The sequence below is a fragment of the Haloarcula amylolytica genome (genome assembly GCF_049705545.1).
GTDB lineage: Archaea > Halobacteriota > Halobacteria > Halobacteriales > Haloarculaceae > Haloarcula > Haloarcula amylolytica_B.
In genome coordinates, this window is sequence record NZ_JBNAMU010000001.1 from 388,331 (window position 1) to 402,905 (window position 14,575).

A 14,575-nucleotide genomic window follows, 5' to 3' on the forward strand; every position below is an offset into this window, starting at 1 on the left:
TCGCGGCTATCCGCTCACTCCCCGTTGTACACTGCCACGTCGAACGCGCCCGCCGACCCCGCGACGCCGGCCGAACAGACGGCGTGTTCGTACTCGTGGTCGTACACCTCGCGGGCCACCTCGCTGGCGTCGGTCGCGGCCAGATCGAACGCCGTCGGACTGTCCTCCTCGTAGGTCGCCACCAGCGTCGGCTCGGTGACTTCCTTGACGAGCAGGGCGTCCCGGCGGACGGTCCCGATGACCGCGCCCGGGCCGTCGGCGTCCGTCGTCGGGTCCGCCGCGTCGACGCCGACGATGCCGGCGACCCGCGGCGTGTCGTAGTCGTCTTTCTCGAAGTCCAGCGATAGGAGCGGCTCCGCGATGGCGTCCCGCGCCGGATAGCCCAGTTCGAGCTTTTCCGCGATGGGGTCGACGTGGGAGCCGTTGCCGACGACCGCGCCACGTTCGGTGACGCGCACGCCGTTGTAGGAGATGTAGGGGTTGTCTGTCTCCGGAGCGTCCGGCGTCGGCTCGACGGTTACCGTACCGTCGCGCTGTACTGCCTGGCGGTTGGGGAACGAGCGCGAGGAGACGCGGTACGCGCCGACCTCGGGACTTACGACGACGAATCGTCCGACGTACATACGCGAGTGTGAACGGCACCCGGAAAAAGCGCTGTCGATGTTCTGCTGCGCCGAGACGTTCGACCGGTAGCGTATTTGAGAGCTGGTGGCATACGCCATGCGGCGATGAATCGCGCAACGCTTACAAAGGGGCACCCGATACTGTAGAGTGCGCACAGTCCATTGGGGTAGTGGCCAATCCTGAAGCCTTCTGGGGGCTTCGACCCTGGTTCGAATCCAGGATGGACTATTTCTGCGGCGAGCAAACTCGCGAGCCGCGAAATCGTAATTACTGGTTCGAACCCCGCCAGTTGCGCGCAGCGCAGCGAGCACGTCTGGCTTCGGTTCGAATCCAGGATGGACTACTCTTGTCGCGAACGAACCGTGAGCGACAGCGTCGTGATTAGTGGATTCGCGCCCTGGAAGACGAGCGAAGCGAGTCTTCCTCTGGTTCGAATCCAGGATGGACTATTTTTCTGACGCAAGAAGGTGAGCGACAGCGGTCCGTCCACTCGTCCGAACGCCGACAGACCAGCACAGTGAGTTAGTCGCCGCTTCGGGACAGGGTCTCGCCACTGGCTACTTATAGCTCCCTTCCAGAGAGAATATATGGCACCGACGCACGTCCTCGTCCCGCTGGATGGCTCACCGCTGGCCGACGAGGCGCTGACCTACGCGCTGGAGACGTTCGACTGCCGGATTACGGTGTTGAACGTCGTCGCTCCAATCGATACAGGGATGAGCGAAGGCGGCTTGCTCGAACCGGACGCGGACCGCCAAGAGGCCGCCGACGAGCGGGCCGCGAATCTCGTCGACCGGGCGTCACAGCAGGCCAACGAGGTCGGCCGGCATGTCGAGACAACTGTCGAGACCGGTGACCCCGCTGAGACGATTCTGAGCTACGTCGAGGAGGCCGACGTGGACCAGGTGGTGATGGGCGGCCACGGCGGGACGCGAAACGAGATCGCCCGGCGGTTGCTGGGGACCGTCGCGACGGCGGTCGTCAGCGAAGCGCCGGTGACGGTGACGGTCGTCCGGTAGTCGTCGACCCGGACAGCACGCGGGAGCTTTTCACGCTTGGCTGCCGAGGGCCGCTTCCAGAACCTGATACACGCCGTAGCCGAGCACGACGCTGGTGACGAGTGTGATGAGCCAGAACCCGACAGTCACGCCGATCTTCCGGCGAGAGACGCCAGCGGAGCCACCGGCCAGGCCGCCGCCGATGACCCCGGAGATGATGATGTTGTTGAACGAGATGGGGATGCCCAGCGCGATGGCGGCCTGGGCGATGATGAACCCGGGGACCAGTGCGGCGATTGAGCGCCGGACGCCCAGTTGGGCGTACTCGCGGGAGGTCGCCTGTAGCAGGCGGGGAGCGCCCATCCACGCACCGCCGAGGATACCTACTGCACCGAGCGCGAGCAACAACAGCCCTGGCAGGCCGAGTTCGACGCGGTAGAGGTTCTCCAGCGGTCCGGTCGCGAGGCCGACCTGACTCCCGCCGCTAGAGAAGGCGACGACGCTGCCGAGAACGACCAGGAAGGTCTTGATACCCTTGTCGACGGAGGCCTGGGTCTGGAGCCGGATGTAGTAGAAGCTCCCGGCGGCGACCAGCAGCGTCGCGGCGGCGGCGGCGACATCCGTACCGGCGACCATCGCGGCAAAGCCGGCCAGCGAGCCCTGGTCGGTGCCGGCCGGTGACGGAATGATGCTCAACTGGACGTTAGCGACGATACCACCGACGACGCCGGCGAGTAATGGAACCCCGACCGTCTCGGGGATGTCGTCCCGGCGCAACACTGTCGCGGTGAGATAGGCCAGACTCCCCGAGACAGGCGGGACGAGCAGCCAGAAGGTGGCGATGCGGCGGTAGGTGTCGAAGACCGGCTCGCCGCCGAGCGAGAGGCCGACGCCGACCATCGCGCCCGTCGTCGCGAACGCCGCCGGAACGGGGTAGCCCGAGTAGATCCCGAACGCCATGAATCCCGTCGCGGTCAGTAGCCCGGCGACGGCTGCGAGCGATGTGATGGCGACACCGTCGATGAGGCCAGCGCCGACCGTCTCCGAGATGCTCCCGCCCTGGGTCAGTGCGCCCAGCGCGGCGAGAATGCCGATCAGGAAGGCGGCGCGCATCGTCGAGATGGCGTTCGCGCCGATAGCCGGTGCGAAGGGCGGCGAGTTGCTGTTCGCACCGAGTGTCCAGGCCGTCACTAGGCCGGTGATCGTCGCGAGGGCGACCAGCGCCCAGAAGACGACGGTGGTCACCGCGTGTTGGGCCCCTTTGGAGCCTGCCAGTTGCTGCTGTGTGAACGCGACCAGACTGTCATTGGCAGCCGTTCACACCCAGTACATAAAATGCCCGCGGCGTCGGCGGCAGAATCCGACTGACTCCGCCTTGCCATGGTTTGTCACCGATGTGGCTAATGTGTGACACCGAAGTCTTTAACGCCTATCCACACCGCTGGTGGGACATGTCACAACGGAGACGCACGTTCATCAGTAGTGTGGGAACCGCAACTGCAATCGGGCTAGCCGGGTGCCTCGGTGGCGATGGCGGTGACGGCAGCGGTGGCGACGGTGGCGACGGTGGCGACACCGACAGCGATGGGAGCGATGGCGGCGACGGCGATAGCGGGCCGGCCGCTCGAATCGGAATGGTGTACGCGACTGGCGGGCTCGGCGACGGGTCGTTCAACGACCAGGCCCAGACCGGTATTATCAGGGCAGCGGACGAGCTGAGCATCGAATACGACGAATCACAGCCGGAAGCGGTACAGGACTTCGGCAGCCTCCAGCAGCAGTACGCACAGTCCTCGAACCCGGACTACGACCTGGTCTGTTGTATCGGCTTCCTGCAGGCGGACGCCCTCACGGAGAACGCCGAGCAGTACCCGGACCAGAACTTCATGATCGTCGACTCCGTCGTCGAGGCGGACAACGTCGGCTCGTACGTGTTCGGCGAGCACCAGGGCTCGTTCCTCGTTGGTCTGATGGCCGCTCGGCTGTCCAGCCAGGACTTTTCGGCCGGAGCCGGCTCCACGCAGGGAGACTCCACGAACGTCGGCTTCGTCGGCGGCGTCGAGGGCGACCTCATCGGCCGCTTCGAAGCCGGCTACAAGGCCGGCGTCAAGCACGCGAACGAGGACATCGACATCCAGACGGCCTACGTCGGGGACTTCAACGACCCCTCCGGCGGCCAGGAGGCGGCCCTCTCGATGTACAACTCCGGCGCGGACATCGTCTACCACGCGGCCGGCAACACCGGGACCGGCGTGTTCCGGGCGGCTCAGGAGGCGGGCCGGTTCGCTATCGGCGTCGACCGCGACCAGTCGGTCACGAAAGACAACTTCAGCGACGTCATCCTCGCGAGCATGGTCAAGCGCGTCGACAACGCGGTGTACACGTCGGTCGAATCGGTCGTCAACGACAACTTCGAGGGTGGCGCGGTGAACACGCTCGGCCTCGAACAGAACGGTGTCGAAGCGGTGTACGGCCAGCAGCTCGGCTCGGAGATCCCGCAGGGCGTCAAAGACGAGGTGTCCGAGGTCCGCCAGAGCATCATCGACGGCGACATCAGCGTGCCGACTGACCCCGGCAACGTCTGAACCGGCCCACTAACCACACGCAGGTACCGCATATTTTTGCCAGACCTGTGGAACCGTGAAGTTAAAACTACGGGCGGATAACCGCTCTGAGTATGGAACAGGCCGTCCACCTCGACGGTATCACGAAGCGGTTCCCGGGGGTCGTCGCGAACGACGATGTCGATCTGGCGGTCGAGAAGGGGACGGTCCACGCACTGCTCGGCGAGAACGGTGCGGGCAAGACCACCCTGATGAACGTCCTCTACGGGCTCTACCAGCCCACCGAGGGGACGGTCAACGTCCACGGCGAGACACAGCAGTTCGACTCGCCGCGCGACGCCATCGACGAAGGCGTCGGCATGATCCACCAGCACTTCATGCTGGTCGATCCGATGACCGTCACCGAGAACATCACGCTCGGCAACGAGCCCCGCAAGTGGCTCGGACTCACCGTTGACCGCGAGCAGTCCCGCCAAGAGGTCAGTGAACTGTCCGAACGGTACGGCTTCGACGTGGACCCCGATGCCCGCATCGAAGACGTCGGCGTCGGCGTCCAGCAGCGAGTCGAGATCCTCAAGGCACTGTACCGCGGCGCGGACGTCCTGATTCTTGACGAACCGACGGCAGTTCTCACACCACAGGAAGTCGAGGACCTCTTTCGCGTCCTCGAAGAGCTGACGGACCAGGGGAAGACGATCATTTTCATCACCCACAAGCTCGGCGAGGCGATGGAAGCCGCCGACGAGATCACCGTCCTGCGCGAAGGGAAAAACGTCGGGACGGTGCCGGCCGACGACATCACCCGCGAGGAACTGGCCGAGATGATGGTCGGCCGCGAGGTGCTGCTGGACTTAGACCGCGACCCCGCAACGCCGGGCCAATCGATCCTCGACGTCGAGGACCTCGTCGTAGAGGACGACCGGGGCGTCCGCGCGGTCGACGGGATTTCGCTCAACGTCCGGGCCGGTGAGGTGCTCGGGATCGCCGGCGTCGACGGGAACGGGCAGTCGGAACTGGTCGAGGCGATCACCGGGCTCCAGTTGCCCGACGAGGGAACGATCACGTACGACGGCGTCGACCGAACCACCGACAGCCGCCGGGAGCGCATCGAGGCCGGGATGGCCTACATCCCGGAAGACCGCCAGGAGCGGGGGCTCGTGATGGACTTCGACCTCGTCGAGAACGGTCTGCTGGGGAGCCAGCACGCGGCCGACTACACATCGAACGGACGCATCAACTGGGACCACACGCGCGACCACGCGGAGGACATAATCGAGGAGTACGACGTTCGGCCGCCGGACGCCGACGCCCACGCGAAGTCCCTCTCCGGGGGGAACCAGCAGAAGTTCGTCGTCGGCCGGGAGTTCGCCCGGGACCCCCGCCTCGTCGTCGCCTCCCACCCCACCCGCGGCGTCGACGTGGGATCGATGGAGTTCATCCACGACCGGCTCAACGCACTCCGCGAAGCGGGCCGGGCCGTGTTGCTCATCTCCTCGAACCTCGATGAGGTCCAGTCGCTCTCGGACCGCCTCGCCGTCATCTACGAGGGCGAGATCATCGATATCGTCGACCCCGAGCGCGTGACTGAGGAACAGCTCGGACTGCTGATGGCCGGCCAGCAACCCGACGCCGTCCCGACCATCGCGGCGGACGGGGAGGGCCGCCAATGAGCGACGATGGCCCGTCGCAAAACGGCGACGACCCGCCGACGCCGGACTCGGACGACCGGTGGTCACAGTACCGACAGCGACTCATCAGGCTGGGCCAGACCTCTGTCGGCGAGCGGGTTCTCATCGCCCTCTCGGCGCTGGTGCTCTCTATCGTCGTCGGGACGGTCATCGTTACTGTCGCGGGACTGATGGCGACCTGTCGGTCCCCGGTGCTCACGTTCGGCTCCACGACGCTGTGTTACGACCCGTTCTACGTGTTCAACCGGCTGTTCCTCGGTGCGCTGGGCGACCCCTTCGTCGGGGGGTGGTCGCCGCTGAACGCGCAGTTCGCGGCGACGCTCCGGGAGACGACGATACTGGTGTTCACTGGCCTCTCGGTGGCCTTAGCGTTCCGGGCGGGCATCTTCAACATCGGGACGCAGGGCCAGCTCATCGTCGGCGCGCTGGCGGCCGCACTGACGGTGCTGTGGGCCGGCTCGCTGGTCTCCGGGGCGCTCGCGCTCGTCCTGTTGATCCCGCTCGGGCTGCTCGCCGGCGCGGTCGGGGGCGGCTTCTACGGCGCGATTCCCGGCGCACTGAAGGCCTACGCCGACGCGAACGAGGTCATTACGACGATCATGCTCAACTTCGTCGCCGTTCGGGTGACGCTGTATCTCGTCCGGAACCACTTCGCCGACCCGACGAGCCAGGCGACACAGACCCGGACGCTGCCCGTCGAGGGGCAGTTCCCCTCGATCCTGTTCGACCCGCGGACGGATTTCTCGCTGCTCGCGCTCCTGATTGCGCTCGTGTTCGTCGGCGGCGTCTACTACCTGCTCGAACACACGGCCTTCGGCTACGACCTGCGGACTGCCGGCATTCAGCCCGCGGCTGCGGAGTACGGCGGCGTCGACTCCGCCCGGACCATTCTGACCTCGCTGACGCTGTCCGGTGCGCTCGGCGGCATCGGCGGGGCCGTGTTCGTGATGATGACCCTCGGCAAGTTCCAGACCGGCATTCCGAGCTACGGCTTCGACGGCATCACCGTCTCCATCCTCGCCGGCAACAACCCCATCGGGGCCGTCTTCGCCGCGCTCCTCTTCGGCGTCCTCAAGTCCGGTTCGAACGTGGTGGCCTTCGCGACCAACGTGCCGCCACAGCTCGTCGGTGTCCTGCGTGGGCTCATCATCCTGTTCGTCGCGATGCCGGAGTTCTTCCGTATCATCGGCCGCCGGCTCTCGACGCGCGAGCCCGACAGCCAGGCCACCGCGACCGCGGGAGGTGGGGCCGATGACTAACGACAGCGCCATGGACCGCCTCCACTCGGCTTCGGGCCGGCTGTTTATCGCCGCCGCGGCGTTCCTCACACTGGTCGTGCTTGCCGGGTTCGGACTCCTCGCGCCGGCGTCGACACCCGGCCAGATATTCTGGGTCCTGGCCTCGAAGTCGACGCTATCCTCGACGCTGCGACTCTCGGTCCCGATCGTGCTGGCAGCGCTCGGTGGCATCTTCGCCGAGAAGAGCGGTATCATCAATATCGGGCTCGAAGGCCTGCTCATCATCTCGGCCTTCGCGGCCATCTTCGGGGCCGACGTGACCGGCTCGCTGTGGCTCGGCTTCCTCGTCGGCATCGTCGCGTCGACGCTGCTCGCGGGGGTGTTCGCCGCCGTCTGTATCGAGTTCCGCGCCGACCAGATCATCGCCGGCCTGGCCGTCTGGCTTATCGCGCTCGGCCTCGCGCCGTTCGCCTCGCAGGTGTTCTACGGCGGCCCCAACACCCGGAGCGTCGGCACCTTCGATACGATAACGGTCCCGACGCTGGCCGACATCCCGTTCTTCGGCGCGCTGTTCGACGCCTCGCCCGCGGTGTACATCATGTTCGCCGCCGTGGCGGCCTCGTGGTACGTGCTGAACCGCACCACCTTCGGCCGCTGGGTCCGGGCCGCCGGCGAGAACCCGAAGGCGCTGGACACCGCCGGCGTCGACGTGTCCCGCGTCCGCTACGCCGCCGTACTCCTCTCCGGCGTTCTCTCGGGAATGGGCGGGGGTGCGCTGGCGATCAACATCGGACAGTTCACCGGCAACGGCCCGACGATGGTCAACGGCAAGGGGTTCATCGCCATCGTCGCGTACCTCTTTGGCAACTACAACCCCGTCGGCGCGCTGCTGTCGACCACGCTGTTTGCCGGCCTCGACGCCGTCCAGTTGCGCCTCCAGACGGCCGATGTCATCGCCGTCCCCGACTCGCTGGTCCAGACGATTCCGTTCGTCGCCGTCATCGTCGTCCTCGCCCTGGTGGGCAAGACCCGCCTGCCCGAAGCCGCCGGCGAGCACTACGAGTCCGGCGAGGAGTGAGATGAGAACAACCTTCTCTGGACTTGTTTCTGCCCGCAGCAGTTGATAGAATGCGAACAGCCAGAAAGCCCCTGCCGTCTCGGCTCCCGCGACTCGCTGTCGTCCGAAAATCGGAGATTTTCGTGATCACGAGAGAGCTTCGCTCTCTCGAACGACGCCCCGGTAGGTGCTTTCGTCGTCGGGGTTCGCCGAGACGGCAGCCCCTTTCAGTCCCACCCTGGCTGGATTGTCAAGCAAACTATGCGTGGGGCCTTTCTGGGTGTACACAACCACTGTCTCACTACGATTCGCCACCTTTCCTAGCCGAACACTGATGAGGGCGGCAAGCACAGAAAAACGTAGCAAATGTCGCGCCGATATGACCACGCGCGGGTCCAGGAGTACTGGCAGCAGGTCTGGGAGCGAGACGGGGTCTTCGAATGCCCGACTGACGCCGAGGACCCGACGTACGTGCTGGGGATGTTCCCGTACACCTCCGGTTCGTTGCACATGGGACACATCCGGAACTACGCCATCACCGACGCGTACGCCCGGTACCGACGGATGGCCGGGGATGACGTGCTCCACCCGATGGGATGGGACGCCTTCGGCCTCCCGGCGGAGAACGCGGCCTACGAACGAGACACGGACCCCGAGTCCTGGACCCGGACGTGTATCGACCAGATGAAAGACGACCTCCGGGAGATGGGCTTTGGCTACGACTGGTCCCGGGAGATCACCACCTGCGACCCCGAATACTACCAGTGGAATCAGTGGCTGTTTACCCAGTTCTACGACGAGGGACTGGTCGACTACGGCGCGGCGACGGTGAACTGGTGTCCGGACTGCGAGACGGTGCTGGCCGACGCGCAGGTCGAGACGCCCCCGGAAACCGACGGGGGCGAGACGATCACCGACGCCAATCACAGCCACACCCACGGCGGCGGCGTCTGCTGGCGCTGTGGGACCGGCGTCGAGCAGCGCGACCTCGACCAGTGGTTCTTCGCCATCACCGACTACGCCGAGGAGCTGTATCGCGGGCTGGACGACCTCGAAGGGTGGCCCGACGGCGTGCGGGACAGCCAGCGCAACTGGATCGGCCGCCAGGAGGGCGCGCGCGTCGAGTTCTCCGTCGGACACGACGACCACGACACCGTCGAGGCGTTCACGACACGACTCGACACGGTGTACGGCGCGACGTATCTGGCGCTCTCGCCGGGCCACGACCTCGCACGAGCGCTGGCCGACGAGGACGACGCCGTCGCCGACTACGTGGAATCAGTGGCGAGCACGGACGACGCCGGCATGAGCGGCGTGGAGACGGGCATCACTGCAACCCACCCCTACACCGGCGAGGAACTGCCGGTGTACGTCGCGGCGTACGTGTTAGACGACGTGGGCACGGGCGCGGTCATGGGCGTGCCGGCCCACAACGAGCAGGACCACGCCTTCGCCGACGAGCACGATCTGCCCGTCGAACAGGCCGTCGAACCGGTCGACGGCAGCGGGACGGACCTGCCGCACGCGCCCTACACCGGCGACGGGATGCTCACGGACAGCGGCGAGTACGACGGGCTCGCCAGCTCCGCCGCCCGCGAGCGCCTGCGCGAGCACGAGGCCGCCGAGGAAGCGGTGACCTACCGCCTGCGGGACTGGCTCATCTCCCGGCAGCGCTACTGGGGGACGCCGATTCCCATCGTTCACTGCGACGACTGCGGCCACGTCCCGGTTCCGGAAGACGACCTGCCGGTGGAACTGCCCGACTACGTCCAGACGACCGGCAATCCCCTCGATGCGGCCGAGGAGTGGAAGCAGACGACGTGTCCCGACTGCGGGGCCGACGCGGTGCGAGAGACGGACACGATGGACACGTTCGTCGACTCCTCGTGGTACTTCCTGCGATACTTGTCGCCGCATTTCGAAGATGCCCCCTTCGACCAGGAAACCGCCGACGAGTGGCTCCCGATCGACGTGTACGTCGGCGGCGAGGAACACGCGGTGCTCCACCTGCTGTACATCCGCTTCTTCACTCGTGCCCTGTCGGACATCGGCCTGCTGGACCGGGAGGAACCGGTCGAGCGGCTCATCAACCAGGGGACGGTGCTCCACAGCGGCGAGAAGATGTCCAAGTCGAAGGGCAACGACATCGCGCCCCACGAGTACGGGGCCGAGACGACGCGGTTGTTCGTCCTCTCGGCGGCCCACCCCTCCCAGGACTTCGAGTGGACCGTCAAGGACGTCTCGACGGCCTACGACTTCCAGCAGACGCTGTACCGACTCGTCACGGAGTACACTGACAGAACCGAGACACGGACCGAAAGCACCGACCACGATGCGTACCTGGAGCGGGAAATCGACCGGACTATCGCGGCCGTCACCGAAGAGTACGACCGCTTCCGGTTCCACCGCGTCATCGGCGAGCTACAGCGGTTCGCCCGGCTGCTGGGGCGCTACGCGGGCTACGACCGGCCCTACCAGTTCGCCTACGGCCGCGGCCTGCGGGTGCTCGCCGGCTTAGTCGCACCTATCGCACCGTTCCTCGCCGAGGAGATGTGGCAACTGCTCGATGAGGAGGGGCTCGTCGCCGAGAGCCGGTGGCCGGAACCGCTCCGGGACGTGGAGGACTATCGCATCGAGCGCCAGGTCGTCCGGCGGACGCTCGACGACGTGCGCGAGATCACGGAGGTTGTCGACATCGACGAACCGAACGAGATCGAACTCGTCGTCGCCGCCGACTGGAAGTACCGGGCCTACGAGATCGCCCGCGATTCAGAGCCTGACGACGCCATCGTCGGCGAAATCATGGCCGACGAAGACATCAAACAGCACGGTGACGCGGCCGCCGAGTTCGCCGACCGCCTGGCCGACCGCGGCGCGGGACTGGAACCGATCATCGACGGCGAACGCGAACTCAACACGCTCCAGCAGGCCGCGTGGCTGTTCGAAGACGAGTTCGGCTGTGACGTTGTCGTCCGGCGGGCCGCACCCGACGACGACCTCGCGGCCAAGGCGCGACCGAACAAGCCCGCGATCCACATCTCCTGACTACTCGGTCGCGGCCGCCGCCTCATCCCGCGCGGCTTCGTGGGCGTCGGTAACTGCGTCGATCAGGCGTTCCTGCTGTTCGTGGTGTATCAGGTGCGAGCGGCAGTCACAGTCCGAGCAGCCGAAGGCGTCGACGCGGTCGAATCCGTCCGCCGTCGGCCCGTCGACCCGCCTTGCGACGGCGCACTCGACGTCGGCTTCAGTCGTGACGACCCGGTCGACAGTCGTCGCCGCGTCGCCGAGCAGGTAGTCGATGTGCCAGTGCCGGGTGTCGTTGTCGCCGGCCGCGACCGCGCGGTGGCGGTCGATGCGGCCGAAGCCGCCGCTACCCAGCGCGCTCCCGGTGTAGGCGTACCAGCCCGCCGGGAACTCGGTTTCGCCCAGCGCGCCGACCGAGATCGGCCCGCTGGCGTCCCGTTCGAGAACCAGCGTATAGGTACCGCTAGGCATGCGCCCGCTCAGGTCCCGATGTCGGGGTCAGCGGCGAGTTCGCCGAACCCGTCGATTCGGAACGCCCGGGAGTCGGTGCAGTCTTCGTTCTCGGCGGCGAGTTCGCCGACGACCCAGTTGAACCGGCGGCCGAACCCGTCGTAGGGCGCGTCCGCGAGCAGGTCGGTGACGCGGTCGCTCGTCAGCTCCTCGTCGTACTCCTCGGCGAAGTCGGCGATGTTCTCGGCGGCTGTCTGTGCGATTTCGTCGTCGGTCTCGTCGGCGAACGCCGCGGCGAGCGTCTCGCTCAGATCGGACATACACGAACGAACGCGACGATGCCACGTATGCGTTCTGAAACAGCGGTGGGTGTCCGAGCGTTTCTTGTATCGCGGGCGACAATATCGGCCCAATGAAGTCGCTGCGTGAAAGCCCGACTGTGGTCACGCTGGTCGTCATCGTCGGCGTGTTCCTCGCCCAGCAGGCCGTCGGCGTGGTGACCGCCCCGCGGAGCCTGTTCGCCCTCTCGCCCCCACTGTTCAGCCGTCCCTGGACGCTCGTCACCAGCGTGTACGCCCACGCTGGTCTCTCGCATCTCCTCGCAAACGCCGTCGGGCTGGCTCTCGCTGGTGTCGTCCTCGAACGCCGGACGTCGCCGCTCCGGTTTCACGCCTTCTTCGTCTCGACCGGCGCACTCGCCGGCGTCTCACAGGTCTCGATTACCAGCCTCATCGGGCCGCTTGTTCCCGGGATGGTCAGCCACGTCTCCGTGCTCGGGGCCAGCGGCGCGGTGTTTGCCCTCTTCGGCTATCTGCTCGCCGCCAATCGCCTGACCGACACCGTCATCGGGGGGTTCGAACTCGCGCCGCGCGTCCAGTTGGCGCTGGCCGGCGTCGTCGCCGCCGCGATCACGCTCGCGACCGCAAACCCCGGCGTCGCGCTCATCGCACACTTCACCGGCCTTTTGCTAGGGTTCCTTGCCGGGCGCGTCCACCTGCTGCGGCCGACAGACTCGCCGCAGACGTCCGATGCCGTGAACTACTGAACGGCGTGCCGTCGTTCTGGGATAGCTACGACAGGCCCTGTCCAGTGGCACGTAGTTGGTAAGTGCTACCAAATAACTCTACCACGTAGATAGACAGAATGGTACGGAGTCGCGGGGGTGAGTCTCTAGTCGTCGCGGTACTACTGGTGCTTGCCGGCTGTGGCGGGTTCGTGGCAAACGGCGTGGACGGCGGTGCGGACCTGTCGACCGCCACGGAGACGGCGACGCCGCCGACTGCAACGCCGGACGCCGGTTCCCCGGGCGCAGCGAACGGGACGTTAGAGGTCCACTTCATCAACGTCGGTCAGTCGGTGGCGACCCTGCTGGTCAGCCCAGACAACGAGACGATGCTCATCGACTCCGGGGACTTCACCGACGACGGCGAGTACGTCCTCCAGTACCTCGACCGACAGGGCATCGACCGCATAGACCACTTCGTCGTCTCGCACAACGACGCCGACCACATCGGCGGCAACGCGGCCGTCATCAGGCGCTACGAGACCGAGAAAAACGGCGTCGGTGCGGTGTACGACCCCGGCATCGCCGCGAGCACGCAGACCTACGGACGGTACCTCGACGCCGTCGAAGCCCACGACGTGACGCTGTACGAGACGCGCGAGGGCGACCGGATTCCGTTTGCCGGCGTCAAGACGACCGTTCTCGGCCCGCCGGAACCGTATCTCGAAAACGCGGCGCGAAACGAGAACAGCATCGTCCTCCGAATCGAGCACGGTGAGACGAGCTTTCTCTTTACCGGCGACGCGGAGGACGATCAGGAGGCGTATCTCGTCGACACCTACGGCGCGGCGCTCGGGTCCACCGTATTAAAAGCCGGTCACCACGGCAGCGCGTCAAGCACGAGCGGACCGCTGCTTGACGCCGCCGACCCCCGGACGGTCGTCGTATCGAGCGCCTACGACTCGCAGTACGGCCACCCGGACAACGAGACCCTCCAGCGCCTCGCAGCGCGCTCGACTCCGACGTACTGGACCGCCACCCACGGCGACACAGTACTGACCAGCAACGGGACCGCCGTGACCGTCAGCACGCAGCGGGCAGCGCCAACCGACCCGCTGTCACTGCGCGCCGGTGACCCGATTGTGCCGGGTGCAACCGAACCGGTTACACAGCGAGCGACCTACCTGCCCCGCTCGTCCCCACGGACTGACACGCCGGTCGCAACCGACACACCGGTCGTGACCGATGGCGGAACGCCCACCGAGAACACGAGCGGCGACCTGGTCATCGACCGGGTTCGTGCCGACGCGGCGGGCGACGACCGCGACAACCTCAACGACGAGTTCGTCGTGTTCCGGAACGCGGGCGCGGAACCGCTGGAGATCGGCGGCTGGACGGTCGCCGATGAAGCCGACCACACCTACACCGTCCCCGACGGATTCACTCTCGACCCGGGTACAACCGTGACCCTCCACACCGGCAGCGGTACCGACACTGACACCGATCTTTACTGGGGATCGGGGCGACCGATATGGAACAACGGCGGCGACACTGTGACTGTGACCGACGCCGACAACGAGACCGTACTGGAACGGAGTTACTAATGCTACCCGATGGAACCTACACCGCCGTTATCGACCGGATCGAAGACGGGATCGCCACGCTGGAAGTGGACACTGAGGACGGGCTGTCTGCCCTCGAAACCGAGGTGGCCGAACTGCCGGCGGAGGCGCAGGCGGCCGACGCGGTCCTGGAAGTAACTATCGAGGATTCGGGGCTCGCGGATGTGACGCACGAACCCGACGAAACCGCCGACCGGGCAAGCGAAGCGCAGCGTCGGTTCGACCGGTTATCGAAGCGGCCGCCGCGGGACGGCGACGACACGTAAGGCCCCGCACATCGCGTAGGAGCATGGTAACAATATGCATG

General features: G+C 66.4%; 13 protein-coding genes and 1 tRNA gene. 10 read left to right on the forward strand and 4 right to left on the reverse strand.

The window, feature by feature from the left end; translation table 11 throughout:
* Window positions 1–14 precede the first annotated feature (14 nt).
* Window positions 15–623 (reverse strand): IMP cyclohydrolase, encoded by a 609-nt coding sequence (locus ACOZ4H_RS02055; RefSeq protein WP_424327747.1) that lies wholly within the window; start codon window positions 621–623, stop codon window positions 15–17.
* A gap of 156 nt (window positions 624–779) precedes the next feature.
* Here ACOZ4H_RS02055 and ACOZ4H_RS02060 point away from each other — a divergent pair.
* Together ACOZ4H_RS02060 and ACOZ4H_RS02065 are read left to right on the forward strand one after the other, a co-directional pair.
* Window positions 780–852: transfer RNA gene (locus ACOZ4H_RS02060), tRNA-Gln, on the forward strand.
* A gap of 359 nt (window positions 853–1,211) precedes the next feature.
* Window positions 1,212–1,643: a universal stress protein gene (locus ACOZ4H_RS02065; protein WP_424327748.1), complete on the forward strand. Its 432-nt coding sequence runs from the start codon at window positions 1,212–1,214 to the stop codon at window positions 1,641–1,643.
* A gap of 30 nt (window positions 1,644–1,673) precedes the next feature.
* Here the strand turns inward: ACOZ4H_RS02065 and ACOZ4H_RS02070 are convergent, their stop codons facing one another.
* On the reverse strand, window positions 1,674–2,867 hold the full coding sequence (locus ACOZ4H_RS02070) for an anion permease (RefSeq protein ID WP_424327749.1): 1,194 nt from the start codon (window positions 2,865–2,867) through the stop codon (window positions 1,674–1,676).
* 158 nt (window positions 2,868–3,025) lie between these two features.
* Here ACOZ4H_RS02070 and ACOZ4H_RS02075 point away from each other — a divergent pair, with 158 nt between their 5' ends.
* The 5 genes from ACOZ4H_RS02075 to leuS all read left to right on the forward strand — a co-directional run bounded on the left by ACOZ4H_RS02075 (window position 3,026) and on the right by leuS (window position 11,214).
* On the forward strand, window positions 3,026–4,207 hold the full coding sequence (locus ACOZ4H_RS02075) for a BMP family lipoprotein (RefSeq protein ID WP_424327750.1): 1,182 nt from the start codon (window positions 3,026–3,028) through the stop codon (window positions 4,205–4,207).
* A 92-nt stretch (window positions 4,208–4,299) separates the two neighbouring features.
* Window positions 4,300–5,856: an ABC transporter ATP-binding protein gene (locus tag ACOZ4H_RS02080; protein ID WP_424327751.1), complete on the forward strand. Its 1,557-nt coding sequence runs from the start codon at window positions 4,300–4,302 to the stop codon at window positions 5,854–5,856.
* Entirely contained in the window at window positions 5,853–7,133 is a 1,281-nt protein-coding gene (locus ACOZ4H_RS02085) for an ABC transporter permease (RefSeq protein WP_424327752.1), read from the forward strand. The genes ACOZ4H_RS02080 and ACOZ4H_RS02085 overlap by 4 nt, the downstream gene beginning before the upstream one ends.
* Before the next feature lie 10 nt (window positions 7,134–7,143).
* Entirely contained in the window at window positions 7,144–8,190 is a 1,047-nt protein-coding gene (locus ACOZ4H_RS02090; RefSeq protein WP_424330326.1) for an ABC transporter permease, read from the forward strand.
* Between the two features lie 345 nt (window positions 8,191–8,535).
* A complete protein-coding gene (gene leuS, locus ACOZ4H_RS02095; protein ID WP_424327753.1) occupies window positions 8,536–11,214 on the forward strand; it encodes a leucine--tRNA ligase in 2,679 nt (892 codons plus the stop codon).
* Here the strand turns inward: leuS and ACOZ4H_RS02100 are convergent, their stop codons facing one another.
* Together ACOZ4H_RS02100 and ACOZ4H_RS02105 are read right to left on the reverse strand one after the other, a co-directional pair.
* Window positions 11,215–11,664 (reverse strand): GIY-YIG nuclease family protein, encoded by a 450-nt coding sequence (locus tag ACOZ4H_RS02100; protein WP_424327754.1) that lies wholly within the window; start codon window positions 11,662–11,664, stop codon window positions 11,215–11,217.
* Between the two features lie 8 nt (window positions 11,665–11,672).
* Window positions 11,673–11,963 carry a hypothetical protein gene (locus ACOZ4H_RS02105; RefSeq protein ID WP_424327755.1) on the reverse strand — a complete coding sequence of 97 codons (291 nt, stop codon included), beginning with the start codon at window positions 11,961–11,963 and terminating at the stop codon, window positions 11,673–11,675.
* 92 nt (window positions 11,964–12,055) lie between these two features.
* Between ACOZ4H_RS02105 and ACOZ4H_RS02110 the strand changes: the two genes are divergently transcribed.
* From ACOZ4H_RS02110 to ACOZ4H_RS02120, 3 genes are all read left to right on the forward strand, one after another.
* A complete protein-coding gene (locus tag ACOZ4H_RS02110; protein ID WP_424327756.1) occupies window positions 12,056–12,688 on the forward strand; it encodes a rhomboid family intramembrane serine protease in 633 nt (210 codons plus the stop codon).
* Window positions 12,689–12,786: 98 nt separating this feature from the next.
* Window positions 12,787–14,250: a lamin tail domain-containing protein gene (locus ACOZ4H_RS02115; RefSeq protein ID WP_424327757.1), complete on the forward strand. Its 1,464-nt coding sequence runs from the start codon at window positions 12,787–12,789 to the stop codon at window positions 14,248–14,250.
* The gene (locus ACOZ4H_RS02120; protein WP_424327758.1) at window positions 14,250–14,534 is read left to right on the forward strand and encodes a DUF3006 domain-containing protein; all 285 of its coding nucleotides are present in this window, start codon (window positions 14,250–14,252) and stop codon (window positions 14,532–14,534) included. The genes ACOZ4H_RS02115 and ACOZ4H_RS02120 overlap by 1 nt, the downstream gene beginning before the upstream one ends.
* The last annotated feature ends 41 nt before the right edge of the window (window positions 14,535–14,575 follow it).

What these genes read in the sequence shown, in the direction of transcription:
- ACOZ4H_RS02115 (WP_424327757.1), top strand. Translation starts at nt 12,787, where the DNA reads ATGGTACGGAGTCGCGGGGGTGAGTCTCTAGTCGTCGCGGTACTACTG.
- ACOZ4H_RS02075 (WP_424327750.1), top strand. Translation starts at nt 3,026, where the DNA reads ATGTGTGACACCGAAGTCTTTAACGCCTATCCACACCGCTGGTGGGAC.
- ACOZ4H_RS02100 (WP_424327754.1), bottom strand. Translation starts at nt 11,664, where the DNA reads ATGCCTAGCGGTACCTATACGCTGGTTCTCGAACGGGACGCCAGCGGG.
- ACOZ4H_RS02055 (WP_424327747.1), bottom strand. Translation starts at nt 623, where the DNA reads ATGTACGTCGGACGATTCGTCGTCGTAAGTCCCGAGGTCGGCGCGTAC.
- ACOZ4H_RS02110 (WP_424327756.1), top strand. Translation starts at nt 12,056, where the DNA reads ATGAAGTCGCTGCGTGAAAGCCCGACTGTGGTCACGCTGGTCGTCATC.
- ACOZ4H_RS02065 (WP_424327748.1), top strand. Translation starts at nt 1,212, where the DNA reads ATGGCACCGACGCACGTCCTCGTCCCGCTGGATGGCTCACCGCTGGCC.
- ACOZ4H_RS02090 (WP_424330326.1), top strand. Translation starts at nt 7,144, where the DNA reads ATGGACCGCCTCCACTCGGCTTCGGGCCGGCTGTTTATCGCCGCCGCG.
- ACOZ4H_RS02080 (WP_424327751.1), top strand. Translation starts at nt 4,300, where the DNA reads ATGGAACAGGCCGTCCACCTCGACGGTATCACGAAGCGGTTCCCGGGG.
- ACOZ4H_RS02105 (WP_424327755.1), bottom strand. Translation starts at nt 11,963, where the DNA reads ATGTCCGATCTGAGCGAGACGCTCGCCGCGGCGTTCGCCGACGAGACC.
- ACOZ4H_RS02085 (WP_424327752.1), top strand. Translation starts at nt 5,853, where the DNA reads ATGAGCGACGATGGCCCGTCGCAAAACGGCGACGACCCGCCGACGCCG.
- ACOZ4H_RS02120 (WP_424327758.1), top strand. Translation starts at nt 14,250, where the DNA reads ATGCTACCCGATGGAACCTACACCGCCGTTATCGACCGGATCGAAGAC.
- leuS (WP_424327753.1), top strand. Translation starts at nt 8,536, where the DNA reads ATGTCGCGCCGATATGACCACGCGCGGGTCCAGGAGTACTGGCAGCAG.